This window comes from Streptomyces sp. NBC_01233, from assembly GCF_035989305.1.
Taxonomy (GTDB): Bacteria; Actinomycetota; Actinomycetes; order Streptomycetales; family Streptomycetaceae; genus Streptomyces.
In genome coordinates this window covers 8303417-8326134 of record NZ_CP108514.1, presented here as the reverse complement: position 1 = coordinate 8326134, position 22718 = coordinate 8303417, and the positions used below count along the sequence as shown (strand labels likewise).

19 protein-coding genes are annotated in these 22718 nt (G+C 70.6%); 9 read left to right on the top strand and 10 right to left on the bottom strand.

Features of this window, described 5'->3' with window-relative positions:
* Nucleotides 1-890: 890 nt before the first annotated feature.
* Entirely contained in the window at nt 891-1433 is a 543-nt protein-coding gene (locus tag OG332_RS38865; protein ID WP_327417844.1) for an EF-hand domain-containing protein, read from the bottom strand.
* A 139-nt stretch (nt 1434-1572) separates the two neighbouring features.
* The gene (locus tag OG332_RS38860) at nt 1573-2373 is read right to left on the bottom strand and encodes a hypothetical protein (RefSeq protein WP_327417843.1); all 801 of its coding nucleotides are present in this window, start codon (nt 2371-2373) and stop codon (nt 1573-1575) included.
* A gap of 149 nt (nt 2374-2522) precedes the next feature.
* Here OG332_RS38860 and OG332_RS38855 point away from each other — a divergent pair, with 149 nt between their 5' ends.
* On the top strand, nt 2523-4016 hold the full coding sequence (locus OG332_RS38855) for a methyltransferase domain-containing protein (protein ID WP_327417842.1): 1494 nt from the start codon (nt 2523-2525) through the stop codon (nt 4014-4016).
* Between the two features lie 8 nt (nt 4017-4024).
* On the opposite strand, the gene OG332_RS38850 is transcribed toward OG332_RS38855, so the two are convergent.
* Complete coding sequence (locus OG332_RS38850; RefSeq protein ID WP_327415308.1) at nt 4025-5215, bottom strand: IS110 family transposase; 1191 nt, start codon at nt 5213-5215, stop codon at nt 4025-4027.
* A 273-nt stretch (nt 5216-5488) separates the two neighbouring features.
* Between OG332_RS38850 and OG332_RS38845 the strand changes: the two genes are divergently transcribed.
* Both OG332_RS38845 and OG332_RS47985 read left to right on the top strand, forming a co-directional pair.
* The gene (locus OG332_RS38845; protein ID WP_327417841.1) at nt 5489-6775 is read left to right on the top strand and encodes a cytochrome P450; all 1287 of its coding nucleotides are present in this window, start codon (nt 5489-5491) and stop codon (nt 6773-6775) included.
* A gap of 76 nt (nt 6776-6851) precedes the next feature.
* Nucleotides 6852-8006, top strand: a complete 1155-nt coding sequence (locus OG332_RS47985; protein ID WP_442816276.1) for a site-specific integrase — start codon at nt 6852-6854, stop codon at nt 8004-8006.
* Nucleotides 8007-8197: 191 nt separating this feature from the next.
* On the opposite strand, the gene aspA is transcribed toward OG332_RS47985, so the two are convergent.
* The 5 genes from aspA to OG332_RS38820 all read right to left on the bottom strand — a co-directional run bounded on the left by aspA (nt 8198) and on the right by OG332_RS38820 (nt 13758).
* On the bottom strand, nt 8198-9607 hold the full coding sequence (gene aspA, locus OG332_RS38840) for an aspartate ammonia-lyase (RefSeq protein WP_327417840.1): 1410 nt from the start codon (nt 9605-9607) through the stop codon (nt 8198-8200).
* Between the two features lie 56 nt (nt 9608-9663).
* The gene (locus tag OG332_RS38835) at nt 9664-10680 is read right to left on the bottom strand and encodes an asparaginase (protein ID WP_327417839.1); all 1017 of its coding nucleotides are present in this window, start codon (nt 10678-10680) and stop codon (nt 9664-9666) included.
* Nucleotides 10681-10769: 89 nt separating this feature from the next.
* A complete protein-coding gene (locus OG332_RS38830; RefSeq protein WP_327417838.1) occupies nt 10770-12209 on the bottom strand; it encodes an amino acid permease in 1440 nt (479 codons plus the stop codon).
* Nucleotides 12206-12934, bottom strand: coding sequence for a FadR/GntR family transcriptional regulator (locus OG332_RS38825; protein ID WP_327417837.1), 729 nt, complete (start codon nt 12932-12934; stop codon nt 12206-12208). The genes OG332_RS38830 and OG332_RS38825 overlap by 4 nt, the downstream gene beginning before the upstream one ends.
* A gap of 32 nt (nt 12935-12966) precedes the next feature.
* Nucleotides 12967-13758: a gamma-glutamyl-gamma-aminobutyrate hydrolase family protein gene (locus OG332_RS38820; protein WP_327417836.1), complete on the bottom strand. Its 792-nt coding sequence runs from the start codon at nt 13756-13758 to the stop codon at nt 12967-12969.
* A gap of 260 nt (nt 13759-14018) precedes the next feature.
* Here OG332_RS38820 and OG332_RS38815 point away from each other — a divergent pair, with 260 nt between their 5' ends.
* The 6 genes from OG332_RS38815 to OG332_RS38790 all read left to right on the top strand — a co-directional run bounded on the left by OG332_RS38815 (nt 14019) and on the right by OG332_RS38790 (nt 19756).
* Entirely contained in the window at nt 14019-14927 is a 909-nt protein-coding gene (locus tag OG332_RS38815; RefSeq protein ID WP_327417835.1) for a LysR family transcriptional regulator, read from the top strand.
* A gap of 210 nt (nt 14928-15137) precedes the next feature.
* Nucleotides 15138-16127, top strand: coding sequence for a hypothetical protein (locus OG332_RS38810; protein WP_327417834.1), 990 nt, complete (start codon nt 15138-15140; stop codon nt 16125-16127).
* Complete coding sequence (locus OG332_RS38805) at nt 16079-16402, top strand: hypothetical protein (RefSeq protein WP_327417833.1); 324 nt, start codon at nt 16079-16081, stop codon at nt 16400-16402. The genes OG332_RS38810 and OG332_RS38805 overlap by 49 nt, the downstream gene beginning before the upstream one ends.
* A gap of 528 nt (nt 16403-16930) precedes the next feature.
* Complete coding sequence (locus OG332_RS38800) at nt 16931-18172, top strand: IS256 family transposase (RefSeq protein WP_327411484.1); 1242 nt, start codon at nt 16931-16933, stop codon at nt 18170-18172.
* 55 nt (nt 18173-18227) lie between these two features.
* Complete coding sequence (locus tag OG332_RS38795) at nt 18228-18551, top strand: putative quinol monooxygenase (protein ID WP_327417832.1); 324 nt, start codon at nt 18228-18230, stop codon at nt 18549-18551.
* Between the two features lie 827 nt (nt 18552-19378).
* The gene (locus tag OG332_RS38790; protein WP_327417831.1) at nt 19379-19756 is read left to right on the top strand and encodes an FKBP-type peptidyl-prolyl cis-trans isomerase; all 378 of its coding nucleotides are present in this window, start codon (nt 19379-19381) and stop codon (nt 19754-19756) included.
* A gap of 109 nt (nt 19757-19865) precedes the next feature.
* Here the strand turns inward: OG332_RS38790 and OG332_RS38785 are convergent, their stop codons facing one another.
* Together OG332_RS38785 and OG332_RS38780 are read right to left on the bottom strand one after the other, a co-directional pair.
* A complete protein-coding gene (locus OG332_RS38785) occupies nt 19866-20849 on the bottom strand; it encodes a hypothetical protein (RefSeq protein WP_327417830.1) in 984 nt (327 codons plus the stop codon).
* Nucleotides 20846-22711 carry a LodA/GoxA family CTQ-dependent oxidase gene (locus OG332_RS38780; RefSeq protein WP_327417829.1) on the bottom strand — a complete coding sequence of 622 codons (1866 nt, stop codon included), beginning with the start codon at nt 22709-22711 and terminating at the stop codon, nt 20846-20848. The genes OG332_RS38785 and OG332_RS38780 overlap by 4 nt, the downstream gene beginning before the upstream one ends.
* Between the last annotated feature and the right edge of the window lie 7 nt (nt 22712-22718).

The following is a 22718-nucleotide window of genomic DNA, read 5'->3' as shown; positions in this document are numbered from 1 at the left end:
CGTGACGTCAACCACATGTGACATCAACGCGCGGCCGACATCCTAGATGGTCCCTTCCGAGGGGCGTCTGCGGAGTCGAGTACGACAGCGTCCGAGGTCGTTGCGTGACGAACAACCAGGAACGCCCTCGCAACAGCCTTCCAGGCGCGATCGACGACCTACTGAAGAGGCGACCGGACTTGGGCACCGCGGCGGCCGGCCGCGGGGATCGCGCCCAGGCGGTCGCCGACCTTACCGCCCGCCGGGACACCCGCGACAAGCTCCTGTCCGCCTGCCGCGACGAACGCCTCCTCGCGGCCGAGCCGATCCACCACTCGTGGCGTTCTCCGTCCGGTGCGGGGGCAGCGCGACGGGAGCAGCGGCGCCCCTGTCTCAGCCCCGTCGTGACCAAGATCCGGACCGTTCCCGGGCCGCGACATCGACCGAGAGGCCTACGAAAGGCATTTCTGCTGGTCAGCAGGTCTGCACTTCCTGTACCGCCAGTACACGAAGAACGTCTTCTGTAGCTACTTCCCCAAGAAACTTGGGTTCTTCCAGGAGCCTCAAATCGGGCGCCCGGGGCGGACATTGACCTCCAGGCACCTGCTCGACCCAAGCACTTGACGAATACGAGCAAGCACACGCTGTCACCACTCGACCCCCTGCGGCAGGGTTACCGGACCAGTCACGGACCAGATCCAACAGGGAAAGTCCTTGACGCCCCGGCCTTGAAGTCCGGGAAGCAGCCCGCGCCCGCATGCCCCGGCATCTTGACCGACAGGCGGCCGGCCACCCCACAGCGTGACCGGCGGATCACGACGGACAGAGGCTCGGCGTGAGGAGCCTGGAGGCCGGCCGCGCCCATGAGCGCGGCCGGCCCTCGTTCGCAGGTTTGCGGCGCCCTTTCAGTGTCAGTTCAGCGGGCCGAGCAGGGCAGCGCATTCGGCGTCGTCGCGGAGGAGGAAGTCCGTCCAGCCGTTCACGAACTCCTGGCAGCTGAAGCGGCCGTCGCCGTCAGAGTCGAGGAGCTCGCGGGCCGCTCGCGCCTGGGCCGGCTCCAGCCCCCATGCGGTGAGGTACACCTCGAACTGCGCCACGGTGGCGACGCCGTCGTCATCGGCGTCGATGGCGGCGAAGGACGCCTCCAGGCCCGGGGCGAGGCGCTCCTTGAGCTTGGCGTGGTCGCCGTAGGCAGCTGCCATGGCCTGCTGGAACTCCTGGCGGCTGATCTGGCCGTCGCCATTGGCGTCGGCCAGATCGCGCAGGGTGCGCCAGCAGTTGCCCCACTCCTTCACCAGGGCTTCCTCCTTGGCCGAGCCCTGCTGCACGCCGGTGGCGCGGGCGATCTTCTCGATGAGGCCGGTGAAGTCCTTCTCCTCCAGAACACCGTTCGCGTCGTTGTCGAGGAGGTCGAAGGTGCGGTCATAGCGACGGATGATCACGTTGCTGGTCATGGGTGCGTTTTCCCTTGATCGAGTGGGTTGAGCATGGTGCTGTCACCCCGCCTCCGGGTGACCGGGGGCGGGGCGCGGCGCGCCGGCCCCGTACGGTGCCCGGTGGCGGGTGGCCAGGAGGACCGCCGCGAGTCAGGTGTTATCCGTCGGCGCCGGGACCGAGGCGGTAGAGGTGGAAGTCCATGTTGGCGCCGTAGGGAAGAGCCGCGGCGGGTGTGACGCTCTGGAGGTGGAGCCACCCGGCGAAGGACCGGTCGAGGGAGTCGCGGGCGATCTGGTCGTTCGTCTTGATCGCGACGTAGCAGGGCAGCCCGTTCCGGGACCGGCGGATGTCGTCGAGGATCTCCGGCACGGGGGGTGAGGTGCGGGTGAGGTCCAGGCCGTCGGCGGTGAAGGCCGGACCCCAGGGCGGTTCGACGACGTAGGTGTCGTGGCTGCTTCGAGCGGGGAGTTTGCCGAGCAGGTCGCGGTAGTCGACCAGGTGCAGGCTGATCGCAGAGCCGATGCGGTCCAGGTTGTTCGCCGTGGTCTCGAAGACGTCGGGGTCCAGTTCGGCGGCGTGGACGGGGCGGAGCAGGCGCCGGCCGAGGTGGTAGCCGAAGTTGCCCGAGCCGCAGAACAGGTCCACGACGATCGGGGTGTCCGCGTCCGGCCCTTCGGGCGGGGTGCCGGCCTGGAGGCGGGCGAGTGCGTCGGCAACGGGGGCGGTGTAGGAGTCGACCGAGCACTCGATGGTGGTACGTCCCAGCAGGGTGATCCCCCCAGCCGCCATGTCGGGGGCGGGGATCCCGTACAGGGAGAGCCCGTCGGGCCGGCCGTAGATGAGCCGTCCCGCCTCGCACAATTGTTCACCGCTCAGGACGGTGGTGCGCAGCTCGCCCAGCAGACGGTCGCGTAAGGCGAAGTAGGCGGCGTGGGTGGAGTCGGTGGTGGCGGTCATGGGTGGGTCTCCGCTCGGGTGCGGGAGGCACGTAAGGAGGCGCGCGCCCGGCGGTACACCGGCACACTACGTTTGGTACATGGTTGCGTACGGAGTGTAATGTCACCGCTCACCCCTTGATCACCAGATCCGGAATGGAACCCTCCGCCATGACGACGCACGACGTAACGTTCCCTCTCCAGGGGGATGGATCAACCGAACAGGCGGCGCAGCCGTTCGACATCCTCGGCAAGACGTACGAAGACACCTACGGCCACCTTCCAGAGCAGTTGACGGCCATCGAATGGCTGTTGGCCCGTCTTCCCGCGGGGGCGAAGGTGATGGACATCGGTTGCGGCACCGGACGCCCGACCGCAGAGCGCATTGCGGCAGCCGGTCACCGGGTGACCGGCTGCGACATCTCGAGGACGATGGTCGAACTCGCCCGCACCCAGGTGCCGGCCGCCCGCTTCGAACTGGCCGATGTCCGGGCCCTGCCGGAGAACCCCGCACAGTGGGACGCCATCACCGCGTTCTTCCCCTTGCTGCAGATGCCGCGCGCCGACCTGGACGCCACCCTCCGTCGGATCGCCTCCTGGCTGGCGCCCGGAGGCATGTTCGTCTTCTCGACCGTCCCCTTCGACATCGAGGAGCAGGAGATCCAGTGGATGGGACAGACCATCCGCGCCACCAGCTACCCGGCCGAGGCGTACGGGCGACTGCTCCGTGAAGCCGGGCTGACTGTCGTGCACGAGCAACTCAGCGTGTTCCACCCCGACTTCCCCGGCATGGGCGCCGAGGAGCACCTTTTCCTCTACGCCCGCAAGGCCGGCGGCCCCGCCATTGCCCCGCACGCCTTGGCCGGCCCCTATCCGCACCCGGAGACCTACCGCGGGCCGCATGAGCTCAGCGAGCAGGGCTGGCTCGGGCTGGAGGCACGTTTCGAGCGCCACGACATCACCCCCGTCGTCGAGACCCTGACCGCCAACACCCGTGTCCTGGACGTCGGTGGGGGCAGCGGCGCCGTCGTGAGGGAGATCGCCGCCCGGCTCGGCTCCTGCACCACCGTGGAACCCCACGCCGCGCGCGTGGAGAGCATGCGGGAACTGGCGGCCGCCGGGGTGACCGTCCTGCCGGGCCGCGCGGAGCAACTGCCCCTGCCCGACGACAGCGTCGACGTCGTCGTGGCCACGTGGATCCTGCACTACACCGACGACCCCGTCGCGGCTGCGACGGAGATGGCCCGAGTCGTCGACCTGGCCCACCCGGAAGCAAAGATCGTCATCGTTCAAGGGGCACCCGACAACGAACTGATCAGCCTGTGGAACCGCATCTGCGCTCCGCTGACCGGTGAGGCCCCCGACCACCAGGGCTACCTGCTCACCCGTGCCGCCCGTGTCCTGGCCGAGCGCGGATTCGAGGACATCAGCCTTACCCGTGCGCGCGTGGACGTCGTCTTCCCCGAGGAGGACGCCGAGTCCCGGGCCCGCGCCGCCGCCGAGGCGCTCGCGGACTTCTGGCACACCGGCCACCCTCGTCTCGCACGGCTGCGAGAAGCACTCCTGCCCGCCCTGCGCGTCCACTTCTCCACCGGCACCGACCGCGTCAACGACGACGCCGTCATGCTCATCGCCCGCCCCCGCGCGCCCCGCACCACCTCCTAATGAGGTTGTCAAGCGGCAGCAGGAGCGGAGAGTCCATGCTCGTAGCACCGTCCGTCACGGATCAAGGCCCAGAGGACGTTGACCCGTCGCCTCGCCAACGCGAGGACGGCCTGGGTGTGCCGTTTGCCTTCGCCGCGCTTGCGTTCGTAGAAGCGCCGCGACGCGTCGCAGTTGCGGATGCTGATGAGCGCGGAGGTGTAGAAGACGCGTTGCAGGCCGCGGTGGTAACGCCGGGGCCGGTGCAGGTTGCCGCTGACGTTGCCGGAATCGCGTGGGACCGGAGCGACCCCGGCCAGGCTGGCCAGACGGCCGGAGTCTGCGTAGCGGCTCATGTCGCCGCCCGTGGCGGCCAGGAACTCGGCACCCAGCAAGGGGCCGATGCCGGGCATGCTCTCGATCACTTCGGCCAGGTCGTGTTCGCGAAACCGGGCCGCAATGAGCTTGTCGATCTCGGCGATCTGCTCATTGAGGCTCATCACCTCCTTCGCCAGGGTGTGGATCACCTGCGAGGCGATCTTCTCCCCGGGGACGGCGGTGGCCTGGCGCTCGGCAGCCTCCAGAGCGGCTGCGGCAAGGGTTTCGGGGCTGCGGACCTTGCGATTGCGCAGCCAGGTCTCCAGCCGTTTGCGGCCGACGCGCCGCAGGGCAGCCGGGGTCTGGTAGCCGGTCAGCAGGATCAGCGGGCCGACGTTGCCCAGATCAAGGACGCGTTCCAATGCCGGGAAGATGGTGTTGAGTTGACCACGCAGACGGTTGATCCGGCGGGTGCGGTCGGCGTTCAGGTCGGCTCGCCGGTTGGTGAGTATCTTCAGCTCGATGGTGAGTTCGTCTTCCGACCGCAGGACAGCCAGGTCCCTGCGCATTCGGGCCTGGTCGGCGATAACGGTGGCGTCCTTGGCGTCGGTCTTGCCCATGCCCCGGTAGCCGGCGGACGCACGGTTGACCGCGAGGCCCGGAATGTAGACGAGCCGCTGGCCGTGGTTGAGCAGCACGCTGATCCACAAAGCGGCCGTGCTGTCGGCGACATCGACGGCCCAGACCACGTCTTCGTCCAGAGCCAGGACGTCCCCGAGGAGAGAGAGAAGCTCCGGCTCGTCGTTCAGCACGCGCCGCGACAGCAGTCGCTCGCCTTCGGCGTTCAGGACCACGCAATGGTGGTGGCTCTTGCCGATGTCCGTTCCTGCCCAGATCCGGGCCACGGGTTCCTCCGGTCGCTCGATGTGCGCTTATGGTCCGGACGACCTCGCCAGCGTGGTCCTACTGAGCGATGCCCCGCAGGGCTCGCAGCTCCTAATCAGCGGCCGAGTCGTCGTGAGACGCCGGGCGGCCAGGTGGCGGTAACCATCGAGTGCAACCCGCTGAAAGCCATACCCGGCGTCTCTGGATCTCTGGACCTTACGACTGGCCCGTCCAACCCGCACAACAACGTAGGACCCGCTGACCACGACCCACCGGAAGGCACGCTCACTCCTGTGGCCCTCACCGAGCCGACCTCAGCCACGCCCCCCGCCGAAGAGTTCCCACGCTGCCCGGTGGGCCGGCCCGGCGCCATCACCGCGCACGGGGCCGGCGAACCCGGCCCGCTCTACGCACACCTGCGAACCCACCACCCCGTGTACCACGACCCCCACCTCGACGTCTGGGTCGTCTCCCGCCACCAGGACATCGACACCGTCCTGCGCGACACCACCGGCACGTTCTCCGTGGCCCTCGGATACGTCCCCCTGCACCCGGTCCGCCCGAAGGCGCAGGCCGTACTGGCGCAGAGCGGCGCCGTACCGGTTCTGTCCTCCCTCGACCCGCCCCACCATGCCCGCTTCCGCCGCGCGATGAACGCGACCTTCCCCACCACCGACCGCCGCATGGCTCCCCACCAGGACCTGCTGCGCAGCGAGACCGCCGCCGCGGCCGCCGCACTGGCCGCCCGCCCCTCCCGCACCGCCGACCTCGTCACCGACTACGCCCGCTCTCTCGCCGCCGCCCTCCTCGGCCGCCTCGCCGGAATCCCGCGCCAGGACCAGCACGCGATCTCCGTCCAGGCCACCGCCCTCTCCGGCCTCGTCTGGGGAGACCTCGACCCGCCGCAGCAACTCGCGGCCGCGCATGCCCTCGACAACCTGTGGAGCTACTGCGTCTCCCTCGTCGAACGACGAGCCCGCACCCCGGGCGAGGACCTGGTCACCGCCTGGCTCACCTACCGGGACACCGACGGCACTCGCTTCACCCACCGCGAAGTCGCCTCCACCCTGATGGAAGTCCTCATCACCAACGCCGAGATCACCCCCCGGCTGATCACCAACACCCTCTACCAGCTGCTGAAGGCCGGCACCCTGCACTCCCTCCGCAGTGCTGGACGCCTGCCCCGAGCCATCGAGGAAACTCTGCGCCACGACCCCCCGCTGACCAGCTGGCTGCGTGCCACCACCCGCGACACCCACGTCGGGGACACACCCGTCCCCGCCGGATCCCGTCTCCTGCTCCTGCTTGCCTCCGCAGCCCGCGACGAACGCCATGGCCTGCCCGACGCCGACAGCCACAACCCCGACCGAACCATCCAGCCACCCTCTCTGGCCTTCGGAGCCGGCAGCCACTACTGCCCGGGCGCCCCTTACACCCGCCAGCTCACCCACGACGCACTCACCGCCCTCGCCGATGCCCTCCCCAGCCTCACCCTCACCACTCCGGAAGCCACCAGACCAGAGAACTGGCCCCTCAACACCGCCCTCCGCGGTCCGCAACGCCTCGACGTGAACTGGTAGCCACGGCGCCCACCTCCTGAGGTCTCCGGAGGGGCCTTGGCGCGCGAACAAGGGAAACGCACTGGTCACGGCCGGTATGAGGATCGTGGTGGTCGCATGTGGTCGCACGAGACTGGAGGCGTCGGCCCTTTCCTCCGCCTCCTGGATGGAGGCGATCCCCATGCGTACCACCGGCGAGCGCGGCCGCATCTACCGAGGTGTGGCTGCCGCGACACATTGCGTCACCAGCTCGGAGCGCACTGCCCGCACCTGCTCGCTGACAGTGACCACGGGACGTGGACCTTCGCCATCGACGTCCCGACCCCACGCCCCCCGGACGACCGTGCGCAGGGGCGGCTTCGACAACCACGACGCAGCCGAGACCGCACTCCGCAGATTCCTCGAGGGCGAGGCCGGCGGGTTCAACGCAGACCCGAACCAGAGCGTCGCCGACTACCTGACGGCCTGGCTCACCGCCAAGGCGCTCGTGCTCAAGCAGACGACCACGGCGCGTTACCGGGACTACGTCCACAACGATCTCGTCCCGGCCTTCGGCACCCTGAAGCTGGACGAGCTCGGGCACCGGCACATCGCCGCGTTCGTCACCGGCGGGCTCGCCACCGGCCGCGGCCGAACCACTCTCTACCGGTGCCTGGCCACCCTCTCCAGCGCCCTCGGTGACGCGGTCCGCCAGCACCGCCTCCCCCACAACCCCGCCAGCCCCCCGACACTTCACCGGCCACCGTCGCCCGAGCGACGGATCTGGACCGCGGACGAGGCCGTCCGCTTCCTCCAGCACTGCCATCACGTAGACCCGGACATGGCCGACCTGTTCGAGTTCCTCATCGACACCGGCATGCGCAAAGGAGAGGCCCTAGCGGCACCTGGCCGCCACCATCACCATCACCGCCGGAGTCCCGCTCACCGTCGTCTCCAAGACCCTGCGGCACCCCACCCTCTCGACCACCGCCAACGTCTACAGCCACCTCACCCGACAAGCCGCCCGCGAAGCCGCCGACACCATCGACCACACCCTCACCCGGGCCCAGAAGCGAAACGACCGACGAGCCTGGCTGGAACGGCTGCGACCACCACGCGACCACATCCAGCACCTCCGCGAAGCCCTCCACCGGCTCCGCTCCCCCGCCCCGACCGGTTTCCACCCCACCGCCGACCAACCCCGAAGCTGGCGTGCGACCAGATGCGACCACCAGCATTCCGGGCACGGAAAAGGCCGCCCTCTCACGGATGAGAGAACGGCCTCCGACCTGCGTTTCCGCATGGTCGGGACGACAGGATCCGAACCTGCGACCCCTTGACCACCAGCGGCTCCCATAGGTCGCCACAGGTGGGCGCTCGGCACGGCGAACGGTGCGACAGCGTGCCGTCCGCGGCGCGGGACGGTCCAGGTGCGCGGCCGGTGAGCCGCGGCGCAGCCCCGCGTCAGGCCCCGGCCGCTCCGGCTCCCGCGATCACCTCGGGCCGCAGCAGGGCGGTGAGCCGCTCGGCCGGCAGCAGACCTCGCTCCAGGACGAGCTCGGCCACGCCCCGGCCGGTGGCGAGGGCCTCTTTGGCGATGTCGGTGGCGGCGGTGTATCCGATGTGCGGGTTCAGGGCGGTCACCAGGCCGATGGAGTTCTCAACGGTGGCCCGCAGCATCTCGGTGTTGGCGGTGATGCCGGCCACGCAGCGCTCGGCGAGGGTGAGGCAGGCCGCGCGCAGGTGGATGACGGACTTCGACAGCGAGTGCAGGATGACCGGCTCGAAGGCGTTGAGCTGGAGCTGTCCGGCTTCGGCGGCCATGGTGATGGTGATGTCGTTGCCGATCACCTCGAAGGCGACCTGGTTGACGACCTCCGGGATCACCGGGTTGACCTTGCCGGGCATGATGCTCGAGCCCGCCTGCACCGGCGGCAGGTTGATCTCGCCGAGTCCGGCGCGCGGCCCGGAGGACAGCAGGCGCAGGTCGTTGCAGGTCTTGGACAGCTTGACGGCGACGCGCTTGAGGACGCCGGACATCTGGACGAAGGCGCCGCAGTCCTGGGTGGCTTCGACCAGGTCGGCCGCGGTGACCAGGGGCAGCCCGGTGATGTCGGCGAGGTGGCGGCGGGCCGATTCGGCGTACCCGGCCGGGGCGTTGAGGCCGGTGCCGATGGCGGTGGCGCCGAGGTTGATCTCGTGGATGAGTCCGAGGGCCTCCGCGAGCCGGCTGCGGTCCTCGTCGAGCATGACGGCGAAGGCGGAGAACTCCTGCCCGAGGGTCATCGGTACGGCGTCCTGCAGCTGGGTGCGGCCCATCTTCAGCACGTCGTGGAACTCGGCGGCCTGGCGGGCGAAGGCTGCCTGCAGGACGGCCATGGCTTCGAGCAGGCCGCGCACCGCCGAGGCGGTCGCGATCCGAACGGCGGTCGGGTAGACGTCGTTGGTGGACTGGCCGAGGTTGACGTCCTCGTTGGGGTGCAGGTGCCGGTACTCGCCCCTGGCGTGGCCCAGCAGCTCCAGCGCCCGGTTGGCGATGACCTCGTTGGCGTTCATGTTGGTCGAGGTGCCGGCACCGCCCTGGATGACGTCGACGACGAACTGGTCGTGGAGCTTGCCGCCGCGTATCTCCCGGCAGGCGGCGACGATCACGGCGGCCTTCGCGGGCTCCAGCAGGCCGAGTTCCTCGTTGGCGAGGGCTGCGGCCTCCTTGACGGAAGCGAGGGCGTCGATCAGGTGCGGGTAGGCGGAGATGGGCGTGCCGGTGATGGGGAAGTTCTCGGTGGCGCGCAGGGTGTGGACGCCCCAGTAGGCGTCGGCGGGGACTTCGCGGTCTCCGAGCAGGTCGTGTTCGCTGCGGGTGGCGGCGGTCATGGGTGTGCGGCCCTCTTCCTGAGGTGGGTGGGTCAAGGTGGTGAAAGGGGATGGAGTCAGGCGGTGGCGGGGACGCTGGGCGGGTTCAGCGCCGCCACCGGCTGGATGCCGCCGACGGGCCGGCCGCCGACGGTCATCGGCTCGCCCTCGAACCCGGCGAGCAGCCGCGGCTCGACTCCTGCCCGGGCGAGGGCTGCGGCCGTCACCGGGATGCGCGCCCGGTCCGCCCCGTCGGCGATCTTCACTGCGACGGCCCGGCCGTCGGGCAGCGCGGCCACCTGGACGCCCTCGAAGCCGTCCTTGGCCAGCAGCCCGGGCACCGCGCGCATCAGCTGGGCCGTGTCTCGCCCTGTGCCGGAGGCCATCTCCGGGTGGACGCGCAGCGCGTCCGCCACCCGGCGCCCGGCGGTGTCCGGAGCGGCCGTGGCGATGCGGGCGGCGGCGCGGGCCAGGCCGTGCAGGGACACTGCGAACAGCGGGGCTCCGCAGCCGTCGACGGTGACGTTCGCGATGTGCTGGCCGGTGAGTTCCTCGACGACCTCGGCGATCGCCCTCTGAAGCGGGTGGCCCGGGTCGAGGTAGCTCTCCAGGGGCCAGCCGGCCAGCTTGCACAGGTACAGCATCGCCGCGTGCTTGCCGGAGCAGTTCTGGGCGAGCCGGGAAGGCCCGCGGCCCTCGCGCACCCAGGCATCCCGGACCGCCGGGGCGTACGGCACGTCGGGGACGTTGCGCAGGTCGTTCTCGGTGAGGCCGGCCAGTTCGAGGATCAGCCGGGTACCTGCGAGGTGGTGCTCCTCGCCGGAGTGGCTGCCCATCGAGAGGGAGAGCAGGGCGCCGTCGAGCGGCAGCCCGGCCCGCACCATGGCGAGGGCCTGGACCGGCTTGAGGGCTGAGCGCGGGTAGCAGGCGGCCTCGATGTCTCCGATGCTCAACCGGACGTCGCCATTACCGCCGAGGACGACGACGGAGCCGTAGTGGACTCCCTCGATCACGCCGCCCCGGGTGACGTGGGCGACGGGTACATGCTGGGGCTCGCGGATCGCGGGCGCGTCCGCGAGGAGACTGCTGCGCATCACTGCCTCGTTCGGTGGTGGGTTGCTGCTGACCGGGGTGGCCGGCGGCGGGCCCGGCCTGGGGGGACGGGCCGGGCCCGCCGCCCGGCTCAGCCCTCGCTCTTCGCGGCGGTGCGCGCCACGCGTCCGCGGACGGCGTACCAGCCGGCGACCAGCGCCGCGGCGATCAGCGGCACGCACAGCACGGTGGTGCGCGCCGCTCCTCCGTCGGCGTACATGAGGACCAGGACGGAGGCGAGGAAGGCCAGTGTCACGAGTTCGGTCCACGGGGAGCCGGGCAGGCGGTAGGAGGGGCGGGTCAGTTCGCCGTCACGGGTCTTCCGCCAGAAGAAGAGGTGGCAGACCATGATCATGCCCCAGGTGGCGAGGATGCCGATGGCCGCGAGGTTGAGCACGATCTCGAACGCATCCGCCGGAACCACGAAGTTGAGCCCGACGCCGAGGACGCACATGCCGCTGGTGAGCAGGATGCCGCCGTAGGGCACCTGGGTGCGGCTGAGCCGGGCGGTGAAGCGCGGGGCGGAGCCGTTGACGGCCATCGAGCGCAGGATGCGGCCCGTGGAGTAGAGGCCGGAGTTGAGCGAGGACATGGCGGCGGTGAGGACGACCAGGTTCATCACGCCGCCGGCCGCCGGCACACCGATGTGGGAGAGGACGGTCACGAACGGGCTCTGGCCGGCGCTGTAGCTGCTCCACGGCATCAGCATCGACAGCAGGACGACCGAGCCGACGTAGAAGAGGCCCACACGCCACATGATCGAGTTGATCGCCTTCGGCATGATCTCCTCGGGGTTCTCGGTCTCACCGGCCGTGACGCCGACCAGCTCGACGGAGGCGTAGGCGAAGACGACGCCCTGGGTGATCAGCAGCATGGCCAACAGGCCGTTGGGGAAGATCCCGCCGTTGCCGGTGATCAGAGCAGGGCCGGGGACGGCGCCGTCGACGGGATGCCGGGTGACCAGGAGGAAGATCCCGATCCCCATGAAGACCACCAGCGCGCCGACCTTGACGATGGCGAACCAGAACTCCAGTTCGCCGAAGATCCGCACCGAGATGAGGTTCACGGTGAGGACCACGGCCAGGGCTATGAGGGCGATCACCCACTGGGGGACATCGGAGAACAGGTGCCAGTAGTGGGTGTACGTGGCGACGGCGGTGATGTCGGCGATGCCGGTGGTCGCCCAGTTGAGGAAGTACATCCAGCCCGCGGTGTACGCGCCCTTCTCCCCGAGGAACTCCCGGGCGTACGACACGAAGGCGCCGGAGGACGGCCGGTACAGGACGAGCTCGCCGAGCGCGCGCACGACGAGGAACGCGAACACGCCGCAGACGGCGTAGGCGACGAACAGGGAGGGCCCGGCCTCGGCGAGGCGTCCGCCCGCGCCGAGGAACAGCCCGGTGCCGATCGCACCCCCGATGGCGATCATGTTGACGTGCCGGGGTTTCAAGGACTTGCTGTAGCCGGTGTCCCCGGCGTCGACATGACGGGCCGTGGGGCGCTTCTCGTCTTTGAGGAACTGCTCGCTCACGCCTCGGGTCTGCCTTCCGTGGAAGTGTCCGTGCGCTGGGGGCGCACGATGTCGGTGAGGGTCGTCTCGACCCGCAGCAGGTGGTGGGACATGGCCTCCACCGCGTCGTGCTCGGAACCGTCGACCAGCGCTTCGAGGATGGCCCGGTGCTCGCAGTTGGACTGCTCGCGCCGGCCGCCGAGTTCGTTGAGGAAGGTCGACTGACGCGCCAGCGCGTCGCGGATCTCCTCGATGACGCGGCGGAAGACGGGGTTGCGGGATGCCTCGGCCACCGCCAGGTGGAAGACGGTGTCCATCGCCACCCACGCGGTGGTGTCGATCTCCTGCTCCATCCGGTCGAGCAGGTGGCCCAGATGGTCCAGGTCCTCCGGGGTGCGGCGCAGCGCGGCGTACCCGGCGACCGGAATCTCGACGTGCCGGCGCACCTCGAGCAGGTCGCTTGCGGCGTAGTCGCCGAAGGTGGGGTCCTCGACCGTGTTCGCCAGGACGAACGTGCCCTTGCCGCTCCTGGAGACGGTCAGGCCCATGGCCTGGAGAGCTCGGAGCGCCTCCCGCAACACGGGCCGGCTGACCTCAAGGGTCCGGCACAACTCGGCTTCGGAGGGGAGCTTGTCGCCCACGGCGTACTGACCGCGCTCGATGGCGCTGCGCAGGTGGCCGAAGACCGCTTCCATCGCGCTTACGCGCCGCGGTACGCCACCTGTCTGGCTGTCTGACAGGTTCACGCTGCGATCTTGCGGGCTGCGCCAGGAGGGTGTCAAGACACCTGTGTCGGGAAAGTCTGGCCCGGCGGGCTTCGTACCGGGCGCACCTTCCGGCTGGCCACCCGAGCAGGCTCGGCGCTCGCGGCGGAACTCGCAGCCGCCACCAAGGCGTGCACGAGCGGCGCATCGACACCCATCTCCGGGTGCCACTGGACGCCCACGGCGAAGCGGTGCCGGGAGCTCTCGATCGCCTCGACGGTGCCGTCCGCCGCACGGGCGGCCACGATGAACCCGGCGCCCAGGCGATCCACCGCCTGATGATGATGCGTGGCGACCCCGCGGGTCCCCGGCAGGAGGGCGCCGATCCGGGTCCCCGGCACGGTGGTGACGGCGTGGGCGCAGAAGTGGCCCCGGTAGGGGTTGTGGCCGTCGTGGCCTACGCTGTCGGGCAGGTGCTGGATGAGGGTGCCGCCCGCGTGCACGTTCATCAGCTGCATTCCCCGGCATACTCCGAGCACGGGTATGTCGCGGGCGAGGCAGGCGACCAGCACAGCGTGTTCCCACCGGTCGCGCTCGCGGACCGGCGGCCCCGTGCGCGGGTGGGGCAGCGCACCGTACAGGGCGGGATCCAGGTCCTCACCGCCCGTCAGGACGACCGCGTCCAGACGCTCGACCACATCGGCTGCGGCCTCCGGCGCGTCCGGCGGCAGCAGAACGGCGCGGCCGCCCGCCGCCCGGAGACAGCCGACGTAGGCCGCGGGCAGCACCGCGGCGGGCAGGTCCCACTCGCCCCACTGGGCGTCGGCCAGGTAGGTGGTGAGTCCGATGAGTGGTGGCTGGGGCATACCACTTCCTTTCAGGGCATGCGAGGTGATCGTCTACGGCCGGATCCACACCCGCCCCGGCAGACGTCCCCGGCCGCGGCGGGCTGCGGCAGAAGACGGACGGGGCACTGGCGGAGGGGCACCGCGACGGCAAGGGGAGCGGCGGTCACGCCCCGGCAACGCGGGCTTGCGTTTTTCTTGCCGCGAGCAGAATCCTGCTGGCGTTCATCCGCAATCACAAGAAAACACATCTTCGCGACAGATAAGTGAGCCTTAACTCCGTGCACGGACTCGACCCCCGCCTGCTCGCCACCCTCGAAGCCGTCGTGCGGCACGGCTCCTTCAACGCCGCCGCACGCGAGCTCGGCTACAGCGCGCCCGCGGTCTCCCAGCAGATCGCCGAACTCGAACGCCGCACGGGCCTGAGAGTGCTGGAGCGCCGGCCCGTGCGCGCCACACCGGCTGGCGAAGTACTTCTCGACGCCGAGCAGGGCGTCCGCAACGCGTTGGCGACGGCATCGGTGGAACTCGACGCCATGCGCGCGGGTACGGCCGGACGGATCCGGCTCGGCGCCTTCGCCTCGGCCGCCACCAGCATCGTTCCGCAAGCGCTGGCCCAACTCCACGCGGCCTACCCTCACGTGCAGGTCAGCCTCAGCCAACTGGAACCCGAGGCCTGCCACAACCGGCTCAAGCGGGGGGACATGGACCTGGCCCTCAGCTACGACTACGACTTCATCCCCGTCCCGCCGCCCCGGATGCTGCGCCGGACGCTGGTCGCACGGGATCCGGTGGTGGCCGTGATCCCGGCACACCACCGCCTGGCCGACAGGGAGGTCATCGACCTGGCCAGCCTCGCGTCCGAGACCTGGATCGCGGCTCCGGAGGCCGCACTGCGCCTGGAACTGCTTTCCCAGATGGCCAAGACGCCTGGCTTCCAGGCCCGCCTGCAATACGAGGGGGACGACTTCAACACCGTGCTCGGCTTCGTGGCCGCAGGCCTGTGCGTGGCCGTCATGCCGCAACTCGCCCTGCCCCGCGCCAACACCCAGGTCGTGGCCCGCCCCCTGGCCGAGCCGCAGTTGACGCGCTTCATCTACGCCGTCCGCATCGACACCCGGCACGCCCCGCGCGCCGTCCTGGACCTGGAGCAGATGCTCGCCGCGCAAGCGCTGGCCGCGCTCGCATGAGGCTGCGGCGGGCGGCTACCGCAGGTGAACGGAGCGTGAACCCACGCGAAATGCGCCAAGTTGACGGCGGCCGCACGCGCGTAGACCGGGTGGTGACGCCAGGTCTCCCGGCTTGTCCGACTACCGGACGCGATGGCTGAAAGTTAAACTATTGTGTGGCGGGCGCCCTACGTTTGCGGCGGTTGACGTTCCAGCGAGAGGAAACCCCTCATGACCGCCGCCGACAGTGCGCCGCGAACGGCCCGCGTCCTCACCGGCTACCGCCCCGAGGACGGCTTCATGGCCGTGGAGCTGGACCCGCCTCCGGCCGAGTACGTATGGCACGACGAGCACGCCGAGCAGCAGGAGCAGCGCTACGGCCCGGGTGCGGGCTACCACCAGTGGCTGGCAGTGGACGCACGCGACGGCGCCGTATGGTTCGGCGACATCGACTGGCGGGCCCCGTCCGAAGACCTCGGCAGCCAGCTCCCCGGCCTCCCCCGCAGGGCACTCGGCGACGGGGCCGTCCCGGCCTCCGGAAGCATGGTGCAGCTGCTCGGCCACCTGACCCATGACGAACAGCGCGGCTGCTCCTGGCGCTTCTTCACCGCTGAGGAACTGCACGCGCTCGCCCTGCGCACACTCCCCGCCGTGCAGCGGCTCGTGGACTCCATCCACCGCATCGGACCGGACGACGAACTGGAGTGGTCGGCCGAGGCCGCCACCGCCTGGGACGACATCGAGCAGGCCGCGACCCACACCTTCGACCCCTCCGGCGATCTCCGCTGGCCCCGGCTGCGCACGACACCGATCCCTGCCTGGCGTGTCGAGGTCGGCGCGTTCCTCGCCATGAACCCCGGTCTGTGCGATCCCTCCTGGGGCCTGGCCACGGACGCGGAACTCGATGCCTACGCCGACTACAGTCCCGAGAGCGGCTACGGCGGTGTACCGGGGCGGATGTGCCGCGCCGCCGACCGGCAGATCGAGGACGGTTTCACTTTCTACGGCCACCGTGCCGCCCTGTACGCCTACCGCGCGCAGGCGTGCGGCGACCGTGTTCCGACGGACGCCCGCGTCTGGCTGGAGAGACAGAGGCGGGTCGGGGCACCTGGGAGGCGGCCAAGCCCCCCGGGGCCACCCTCGCCGACGTCCCCGACTGCGTGCTGGCGGCCTTGGCCGAAGGGTTCCAGAACTCCGCGCACGAGGAGGGTCTGGTCCTGACGGGCCTGGACGCCCATCTGCGCCGGTTGCGCGCCGAGGAACGCTCCGCCGTCGACCAGCAGCTCGTCCGCGAAGCCGAGGAAGTCGAACGCCTCGAGAACATGCTCAAGGACTTCCGCGCGGCACGGAACCGCACCGTGACACGGATCCTGGCCTGGTCCGATGGGCGCAGCGACGGGGAAATCGCCCGCCTGGCGTCCATGCCCGACGACTACGTCAGCGCCTGGCGGGCCCGCCTGACCGACGAACAGACGACGGCCACACCCGCAACCTGAAGCATGTGCGGCGAGTACAGGGCACCCGCTCCGCAGCCTCACCGCCCGGGCAGCCCGTCGAGCGCCACGGCCGTCCGTAGACCGAGGCGACGGCCCGAGGCCTTGAGCTGGTGCCGTCGGCCCGCTGCGAGTACCGCTGCGCGGGGTAGGCGGAGCCGGACCTGGCCGCTGTACCGGCGAGACGACCGGAGACGGTGCTCGTCGACGGCCTCGGGACCAAACGCACCTGGCCCGCTGCGCCCCGAGCTCCGGACTCCGGCCGCTGCGATCCGAAGCCGGAACCTCTGCGCCAAGTCTGGCGCCCTCACCGAGGAGCGATGGAAGACCCACATCCCCGACGTCCCCTACCGCAAGACGTCCTGACTCGGGGATGGCGTCCCGCCACGTGGTGTAGCCGATCAAGGGTGAGGTGTGCGCGGGCTTGCTCGCCGGGCGCACACCCGCGGAGGGCTCGCGCTCTCTGCGCATGAGGTGGGCCACCATGCAACTCTCCGTATTGAACGGCCAGTTCAACAACGGAGGTGCGAGGTGGCCCTGTCCCAGTCTGACCTATTACGCCTGCTGGAGTCACTACGCTCGGCAGACGGACTCGAACTCGTCCGCGGCATCGCCGAGCGGATGCTGCAGGAGCTGATCGAGGCCGAGGCCGCTGCCCACATCGGTGCCGGCTGGAACGAGCACACCGAGGCCCGTACCGCCTTGCGCAACGGGCACCGCGAGAAGACGCTCACCACCCAGGCCGGCGACCTGGAGCTGGCCATCCCCAAACTGCGCGCCGGAAGCTTCTTCCCCAGCCTGCTGGAGCGCCGGCGCCGGATCGACCAGGCCCTGTACGCGGTCATCGTGGAGGCCTACGTCCATGGCGTGTCCACCCGGTCGGTGGACGACTTGGTCAAGGCCCTGGGCGCGGACACCGGGATCTCCAAGAGCGAGGTCTCCCGGATCTGCGCGGACCTGGACGAGCCGCTGACCGCCTTCCGCACCCGGCCGCTGGACCACACCCGCTTCCCCTACATGTACCTGGACGCCACCTACTGCAAGGCACGCGTGAACCACCAGATCGTCTCTCGCGCCGTGGTCGTCGCCACCGGGATCACCGAGGACGGCGGCCGCGAGGTCCTGGGCGTCATGGTCGGCGACAGCGAGACCGAGGCGTTCTGGGCCGAGTTCCTGCGCTCCCTGCGCGAACGCGGCCTGACCGGGGTCCGCCTGGTCCTGTCCGACAGCCATTCCGGCCTGGTCAAGGCGATCCGCAAGGTCATGCTCGGCGCCGCGTGGCAGAGATGCCGTGTTCATTTCCTGCGAAATGTCTTCGCGGTGATTCCGAAGGAGGCGACCGAGATGGTCGCCGCAACCATCCGCACAGTCTTCGCCCAGCCCACCCAGGACGCGGTCCGCACCCAGCTCGACACCGTCGCCGAGATGCTCGGCAAGCAGTTCCCCAAGGTCAAACAGATGCTCCTGGACGCCAAGGACGACCTGACCGCCTTCGCGGCCTTCCCGGAACGGCACTGGAAGAAGATCCAGTCCACCAACCCGCTCGAACGGATCAACCGCGAGATCAAGCGCCGCACCGACGTCGTCCAGGTCTTCCCCAACGACGACGCCCTCCTGCGACTGGTCACAGCCGTGCTCTTCGAACTGCACGACGAATGGATCGCCTTCCCCCGCCGCTACCTGCCCGAGGGAAGCATGGACGAGATCTACCCCACCGAGCTCCCTAAAAGCGCCCCCGCACCACCCAACGCCACCAACGCGCCCACCGAGTGATCGGCTACACCACGAAGGGGGACATGACCGACTCGGGGGTGCCTACAATGCTCGAATGATCTTCATTGTGGTGAAATTCCCCGTCAAACCCGAATACGTCGACCAGTGGCCCGAGATGATCGCGGAGTTCACCCGCGCCACCCGTGCCGAGCCCGGCAACCTGTGGTTCGAGTGGTCCCGCAGCCTCGAGGAGCCGGACACCTACGTCCTGGTCGAGGCGTTCCAGGACGGCGCCGCAGAAGCGCACGTCACCTCCGAGCACTTCCGTACCGCGCTGGAGACCATGCGTCCCCTGGTCACCCGTACGCCCGACATCGTCAGCACCACCATCGAGGGCGCCGGCGGCTGGAGCCGGATGGGCGAGCTGCAGGTCGACTGACCGCGGCTCACGGTCGGCGGGCGCTGCGCGGTCGAGTCGATGCGGCGCGCAGCTCAGCCGCTCTTGATCGTCGGGCGGACGGTGGTCGGCCAGGTCGCGGTGTCCGGGAAGCGTTCGAGGCGATGTGGGGCAGGGTGCCGGACGGGGCCGTCGTGAGGCGCTGTATGGCGGCGCGTGGTCGAAGAGCCTCCTGCACGGAGTCTTGCACCTCGGGGGTGAGGAGCGGTTCGGTGTGGGCCCAGCGGTCGCCGCCGGCCGCGGCGAGCATCCTGACCCCGCTGTGGGTGACCGTAGTCGAACAGCCCGCCCTCGACGGTCCGGTGGGTGCGCCGGGCTTCCGCTCTGCACGCCGTGATCGTCGTGAGAGACGGCACGTCCCTGCGACACTGACCGGTGATTCCGCCTCGCCAGGGTCACGGACCGCCCTCACGGGCCACGCGCGGCAGGAGCCCGTGATGGCCGTGCAGGTGGTACACCACCTCGTCCGGGGACGTGACCATGTGTGCCTCGCGCCACGCGGTGTCGCAGGAGAGCACTCTCTTCCCCGCCGCCACAGGCGAAACGCCCGCACGCCGGTGACCGGCGCCGGCAGCACCCGCCGGAGCAGAAGACTCACCGGGCGCCCGGGGGCTCGGCGGACTCAGCTCAGGCTTCGCCGTGGCCATACCGAAGACGTAGCACGCCCGGTCACGCCACGCCGTGCTCCGTGGGGTTTGATGTACTTCGGTCGATCAGCGTTCTCGGTAGCGTGATCATCTACTGCATGGAGTGACCATGCGCCCGGCTGGTCTGTACGAGGGATTCCGGCGGAGAGCAATGAGGCGGCGATGAGTGAACTGACGAAGCCCGAGATCGAACTTCCGGGGGGTGAAGCTCCCCAGGAGCTGACGATCCGGGACCTCGTCGTCGGGGACGGGCCTGAGGCGAAGCCGGGCAGGGTGGTCCGGGTTCACTACGTCGGGGTCACCTTCGAGTCCGGAACGGAGTTCGACGCCTCCTGGGACCGGGGCGAGCCGTTCAAGTTCGCCGTGGGGGGTGGCAGGGTCATCAAGGGCTGGGACCGGGGACTCAGGGGGATGAAGGTCGGTGGTCGGCGCGAGATCATCATTCCCCCGCGCCTCGGCTACGGCAACCAGTCCCCCTCGCCGTTGATCCCGGCGGGTTCCACGCTCGTCTTCGTGGTGGACCTGCTCTCCGTAGTGTGAGGAAGGCCTGCTTCTCCCCGGCCTCTCTCTCGGAACGAAGGCCGGGCAGCCCTTGCCCGGCTGACCGCGACACCACACGCGCCTGAACCGGGAGCTCGGTAGGCGGCGCTCACGTGCTGGGTCCGCTCCCGTTCGACCACTCGGCGGGGGCTGGTCGGGCCGTTTCGTCCGACCAGGCAGGATCGGGGAAGGCCGCGGCGTAGAGCCGGTCGCAGCTGCGCAGGTGTTCCGCGAAGGCGGCGCCCAGCCGGGCCGCGTAGTGGGCGCACAGGGCCCCCGCCGGGGCACCGGCGGCGGCCGCGTCGATCACCGCGGCGGCGAGGATTCCGGTACGCAGCGCCTGGGCGGTGCCGGTGCCGCTGAGCGGGTCGCAGCGCAGCGCGCCGGCGCCCACTGTCAGAAGTCCGCCGGTCCCGTCGGCCGGCGGCCGGGCCGGTGCCGGGTGCAGCCGGGGAGCCGCCGGGATGGCGGCCGCGGTTGCCGGGGGACGGCGCAGTACGCGGTCCAGGCCGCTTTCGGCGAGGAGCCGGGCGAGCAGCGCGGCCGGGTCGCCGACCGGGCCGGGGACCATCGCCTGGACCAGGCAGCCGCCCCCGCCCAGCGGGGTGAGCTGCACCCAGCCCAGGGCCGCCGTGGCCAGCCGGGCCGTCCGATCGTCGGCGCCGGGCCGCAGCGGGGCGGTGCCGGCGAGCAGTCGGCGCCGCCCGCACTGCCGGTGGGCGGCGTCCGGGGGCGCGGCGGACACCGTCCACGCGGGCGACCCGCTCCCCCGCCGCCCCGGCCCGAGCCGGCCCCGTATCCGGGTGGCCAGCACGGCGCCGTCGACCACCCTCGCGGGTTGCGCCATGCGCGCCGCGGGCTCCTCGCCCCAGGAGACCTCCCGGTGGCTCAGCTGCCAGGTGCCGTCGAGGAGCCCGTCGCCCCACAGGGAGTGCAGCAGCTCCAGGGTGGGACCGGTCAGCAGCAGCGGCCGGGGGCCCGCAGGGGCGGCGGACTCCGGCGCGAACCGGATCCGGTGCCCTCGCCCTGCGAGCAGCCGGGCGCAGGTCAGCTCGGCCAGCCCGTACCCCGTCAGGGCGACGACCTCGCTCATGCGTCGAGCAGTGCGAGCAGGGCCTCGGTCTGCGGCTGCTGTGCGTTTACCAGGGCCCGCGCCGCCGGGTCGCCGAGGGGCCGGATGGCCTGGTGGGCGCGGATCGCGGCGAGCGCCGCCTGTCGGGTGAGCTGGCCGTCGGCCATCGGGCCGGCCTCGGCCCCGAGCTCGGCGGGCAGCGTGAAGCGGGGGCCCACGCCGCGGGAGGCGAGCAAGTGGTTCGTCTGGTGCAGGAACTCCATCACGGTGCGGGACTGGCCGATCAGCACCCCGCCCGCCCGGTCGCCGAGCGCGAAGGAACTGCGCAGCAGCCCGAGCAGGATCGCGTAGTACTGGTCGCTCAGATCGAGGAGCTGCTTCTGGAGCGGGGACCCGTCGCCCGCCCCGAGAGTGCGCAGGTACTGGGACTCGCTGAAGGGCGACAGGTGGAACTTGACGGCGGCGAAGCGCTTGAAGTGGTCCGCGCCCTCGTCGATGATCAGCTTGACCAGGTGGGCCAGCCGGTCGGCCTCCGGGAACGGCGGCGGCTGCTTGATGAGGGTCTGGTGCAGCTGGACGTACATGCCGTCCACGCCGGTGCCCGAGACCTGGCTGGGCGCCTCGACCCTGATGAACCAGTCCAGCTGGGCGGCGGTCAGCCGCCGCCGCTCGACGGTGTGCGGCCCGTCGCGATCGATCGTCGTCGCCCGGCCGACCACGGGTGCCTCACCGAGGGTGCCCAGCGCCTCGTTGACCCAGCGCAGGTGCCGCATCTCGTCGACCGCGACCTGGAAGACCTCATGGGCGGCCGCGTGGGTCTTCGCGAGGAGCGAGTCGGGTGAGGTGCCCGGGGGCAGCGCCCGGGGCGCCTTGAGCGAGTAGTGGGCGAAGAGGTACTCCATGCACAGCGCGTGCTCGACCTTGGCCAGCTTCTTCAGCTGCTCGATCACCTGCGCCCGGCTGAGCGCCGCGCCGGCCGGCGGCGCCGGGTTGCCGATGCTGTCGTTCTCGCGGTCGTTGAGGACCACGGGGAGCACGTTCCAGTCGGCGATCACGTCCGGGTAGTCCATCTCCAGGGACCGCCGGGCGTCGTCGGCGTCGTCGTCGCGGTCGGCCGCCGGGGTGCGGTCGGCGCGCAGGAAGTTCATCTGGGGGACGGCGCCGTCCGCGCTGCTGGAGACGTCCGGCTTGGACGCGGCCCAGTAGAAGCACATGCAGTCCCGGAAGTCGTACTGCCAGGGGGCGCACATGCTGCGGGTGAGGTCCCCGGGCTCGTAGACCTCCGGGTCGATCACCCCTTCCTCGTCCAGGAAACGGGCCCGGTCGGCGACCAGGACCGCAAGCCTGACCCGCCCGTTCGGGCCCCGGTCGACGAAGCTGCCGTCGGCCGTCCGGATCTGGTTGAGGTTGCCGACGGAGCCGAGCCCTGGCGAGTCGACGCCGCGGCCCGGTCCCAGCACGATGGCGATCCGCCCGGGCAGCAGGTCGTGCACGTGCCGCCAGACGTCCAGGCCGTTCTTGCCCCGGGCGTCGATGGCCGGGGCGGCCGTCTCGGGCTGGTCCACGGTCGTACGCCCGCACAGACCCCGCAGGTAGAGGGGCTGTCCGGGTCCCGTGAGGTCCGCGTCGGTGAGGCCCTGAGCCGCGGCCACGCCGCCGGTGACGGCGATGACCCGGGCGCCCTCCTGGCGGTGGAAATCCACCGTCAGGCCGGGGAAGAACCTCTTGTCCATGTTGCGCTGGTCGAACTCCAGCCCCGGGAAGCAGTTGTCGACGCCGCTCTCGGGGCGGGTGTTCGCCGGGTTGCCGTGGACGACGTGGTCGGCGCGGGCGGTCAGGTTGCGCGGGAAGATCTTCCCGGTGGGGGTCGGCAGATCGGGCACGGCGGCT

What these genes read in the sequence shown, in the direction of transcription:
- OG332_RS38835 (WP_327417839.1), bottom strand. Translation starts at nt 10,680, where the DNA reads ATGCGCAGCAGTCTCCTCGCGGACGCGCCCGCGATCCGCGAGCCCCAG.
- OG332_RS38820 (WP_327417836.1), bottom strand. Translation starts at nt 13,758, where the DNA reads ATGCCCCAGCCACCACTCATCGGACTCACCACCTACCTGGCCGACGCC.
- OG332_RS38790 (WP_327417831.1), top strand. Translation starts at nt 19,379, where the DNA reads ATGAGTGAACTGACGAAGCCCGAGATCGAACTTCCGGGGGGTGAAGCT.
- OG332_RS38810 (WP_327417834.1), top strand. Translation starts at nt 15,138, where the DNA reads ATGACCGCCGCCGACAGTGCGCCGCGAACGGCCCGCGTCCTCACCGGC.
- OG332_RS38785 (WP_327417830.1), bottom strand. Translation starts at nt 20,849, where the DNA reads ATGAGCGAGGTCGTCGCCCTGACGGGGTACGGGCTGGCCGAGCTGACC.
- OG332_RS38855 (WP_327417842.1), top strand. Translation starts at nt 2,523, where the DNA reads ATGACGACGCACGACGTAACGTTCCCTCTCCAGGGGGATGGATCAACC.
- OG332_RS38795 (WP_327417832.1), top strand. Translation starts at nt 18,228, where the DNA reads ATGATCTTCATTGTGGTGAAATTCCCCGTCAAACCCGAATACGTCGAC.
- OG332_RS47985 (WP_442816276.1), top strand. Translation starts at nt 6,852, where the DNA reads ATGAGGATCGTGGTGGTCGCATGTGGTCGCACGAGACTGGAGGCGTCG.
- OG332_RS38865 (WP_327417844.1), bottom strand. Translation starts at nt 1,433, where the DNA reads ATGACCAGCAACGTGATCATCCGTCGCTATGACCGCACCTTCGACCTC.
- OG332_RS38860 (WP_327417843.1), bottom strand. Translation starts at nt 2,373, where the DNA reads ATGACCGCCACCACCGACTCCACCCACGCCGCCTACTTCGCCTTACGC.
- aspA (WP_327417840.1), bottom strand. Translation starts at nt 9,607, where the DNA reads ATGACCGCCGCCACCCGCAGCGAACACGACCTGCTCGGAGACCGCGAA.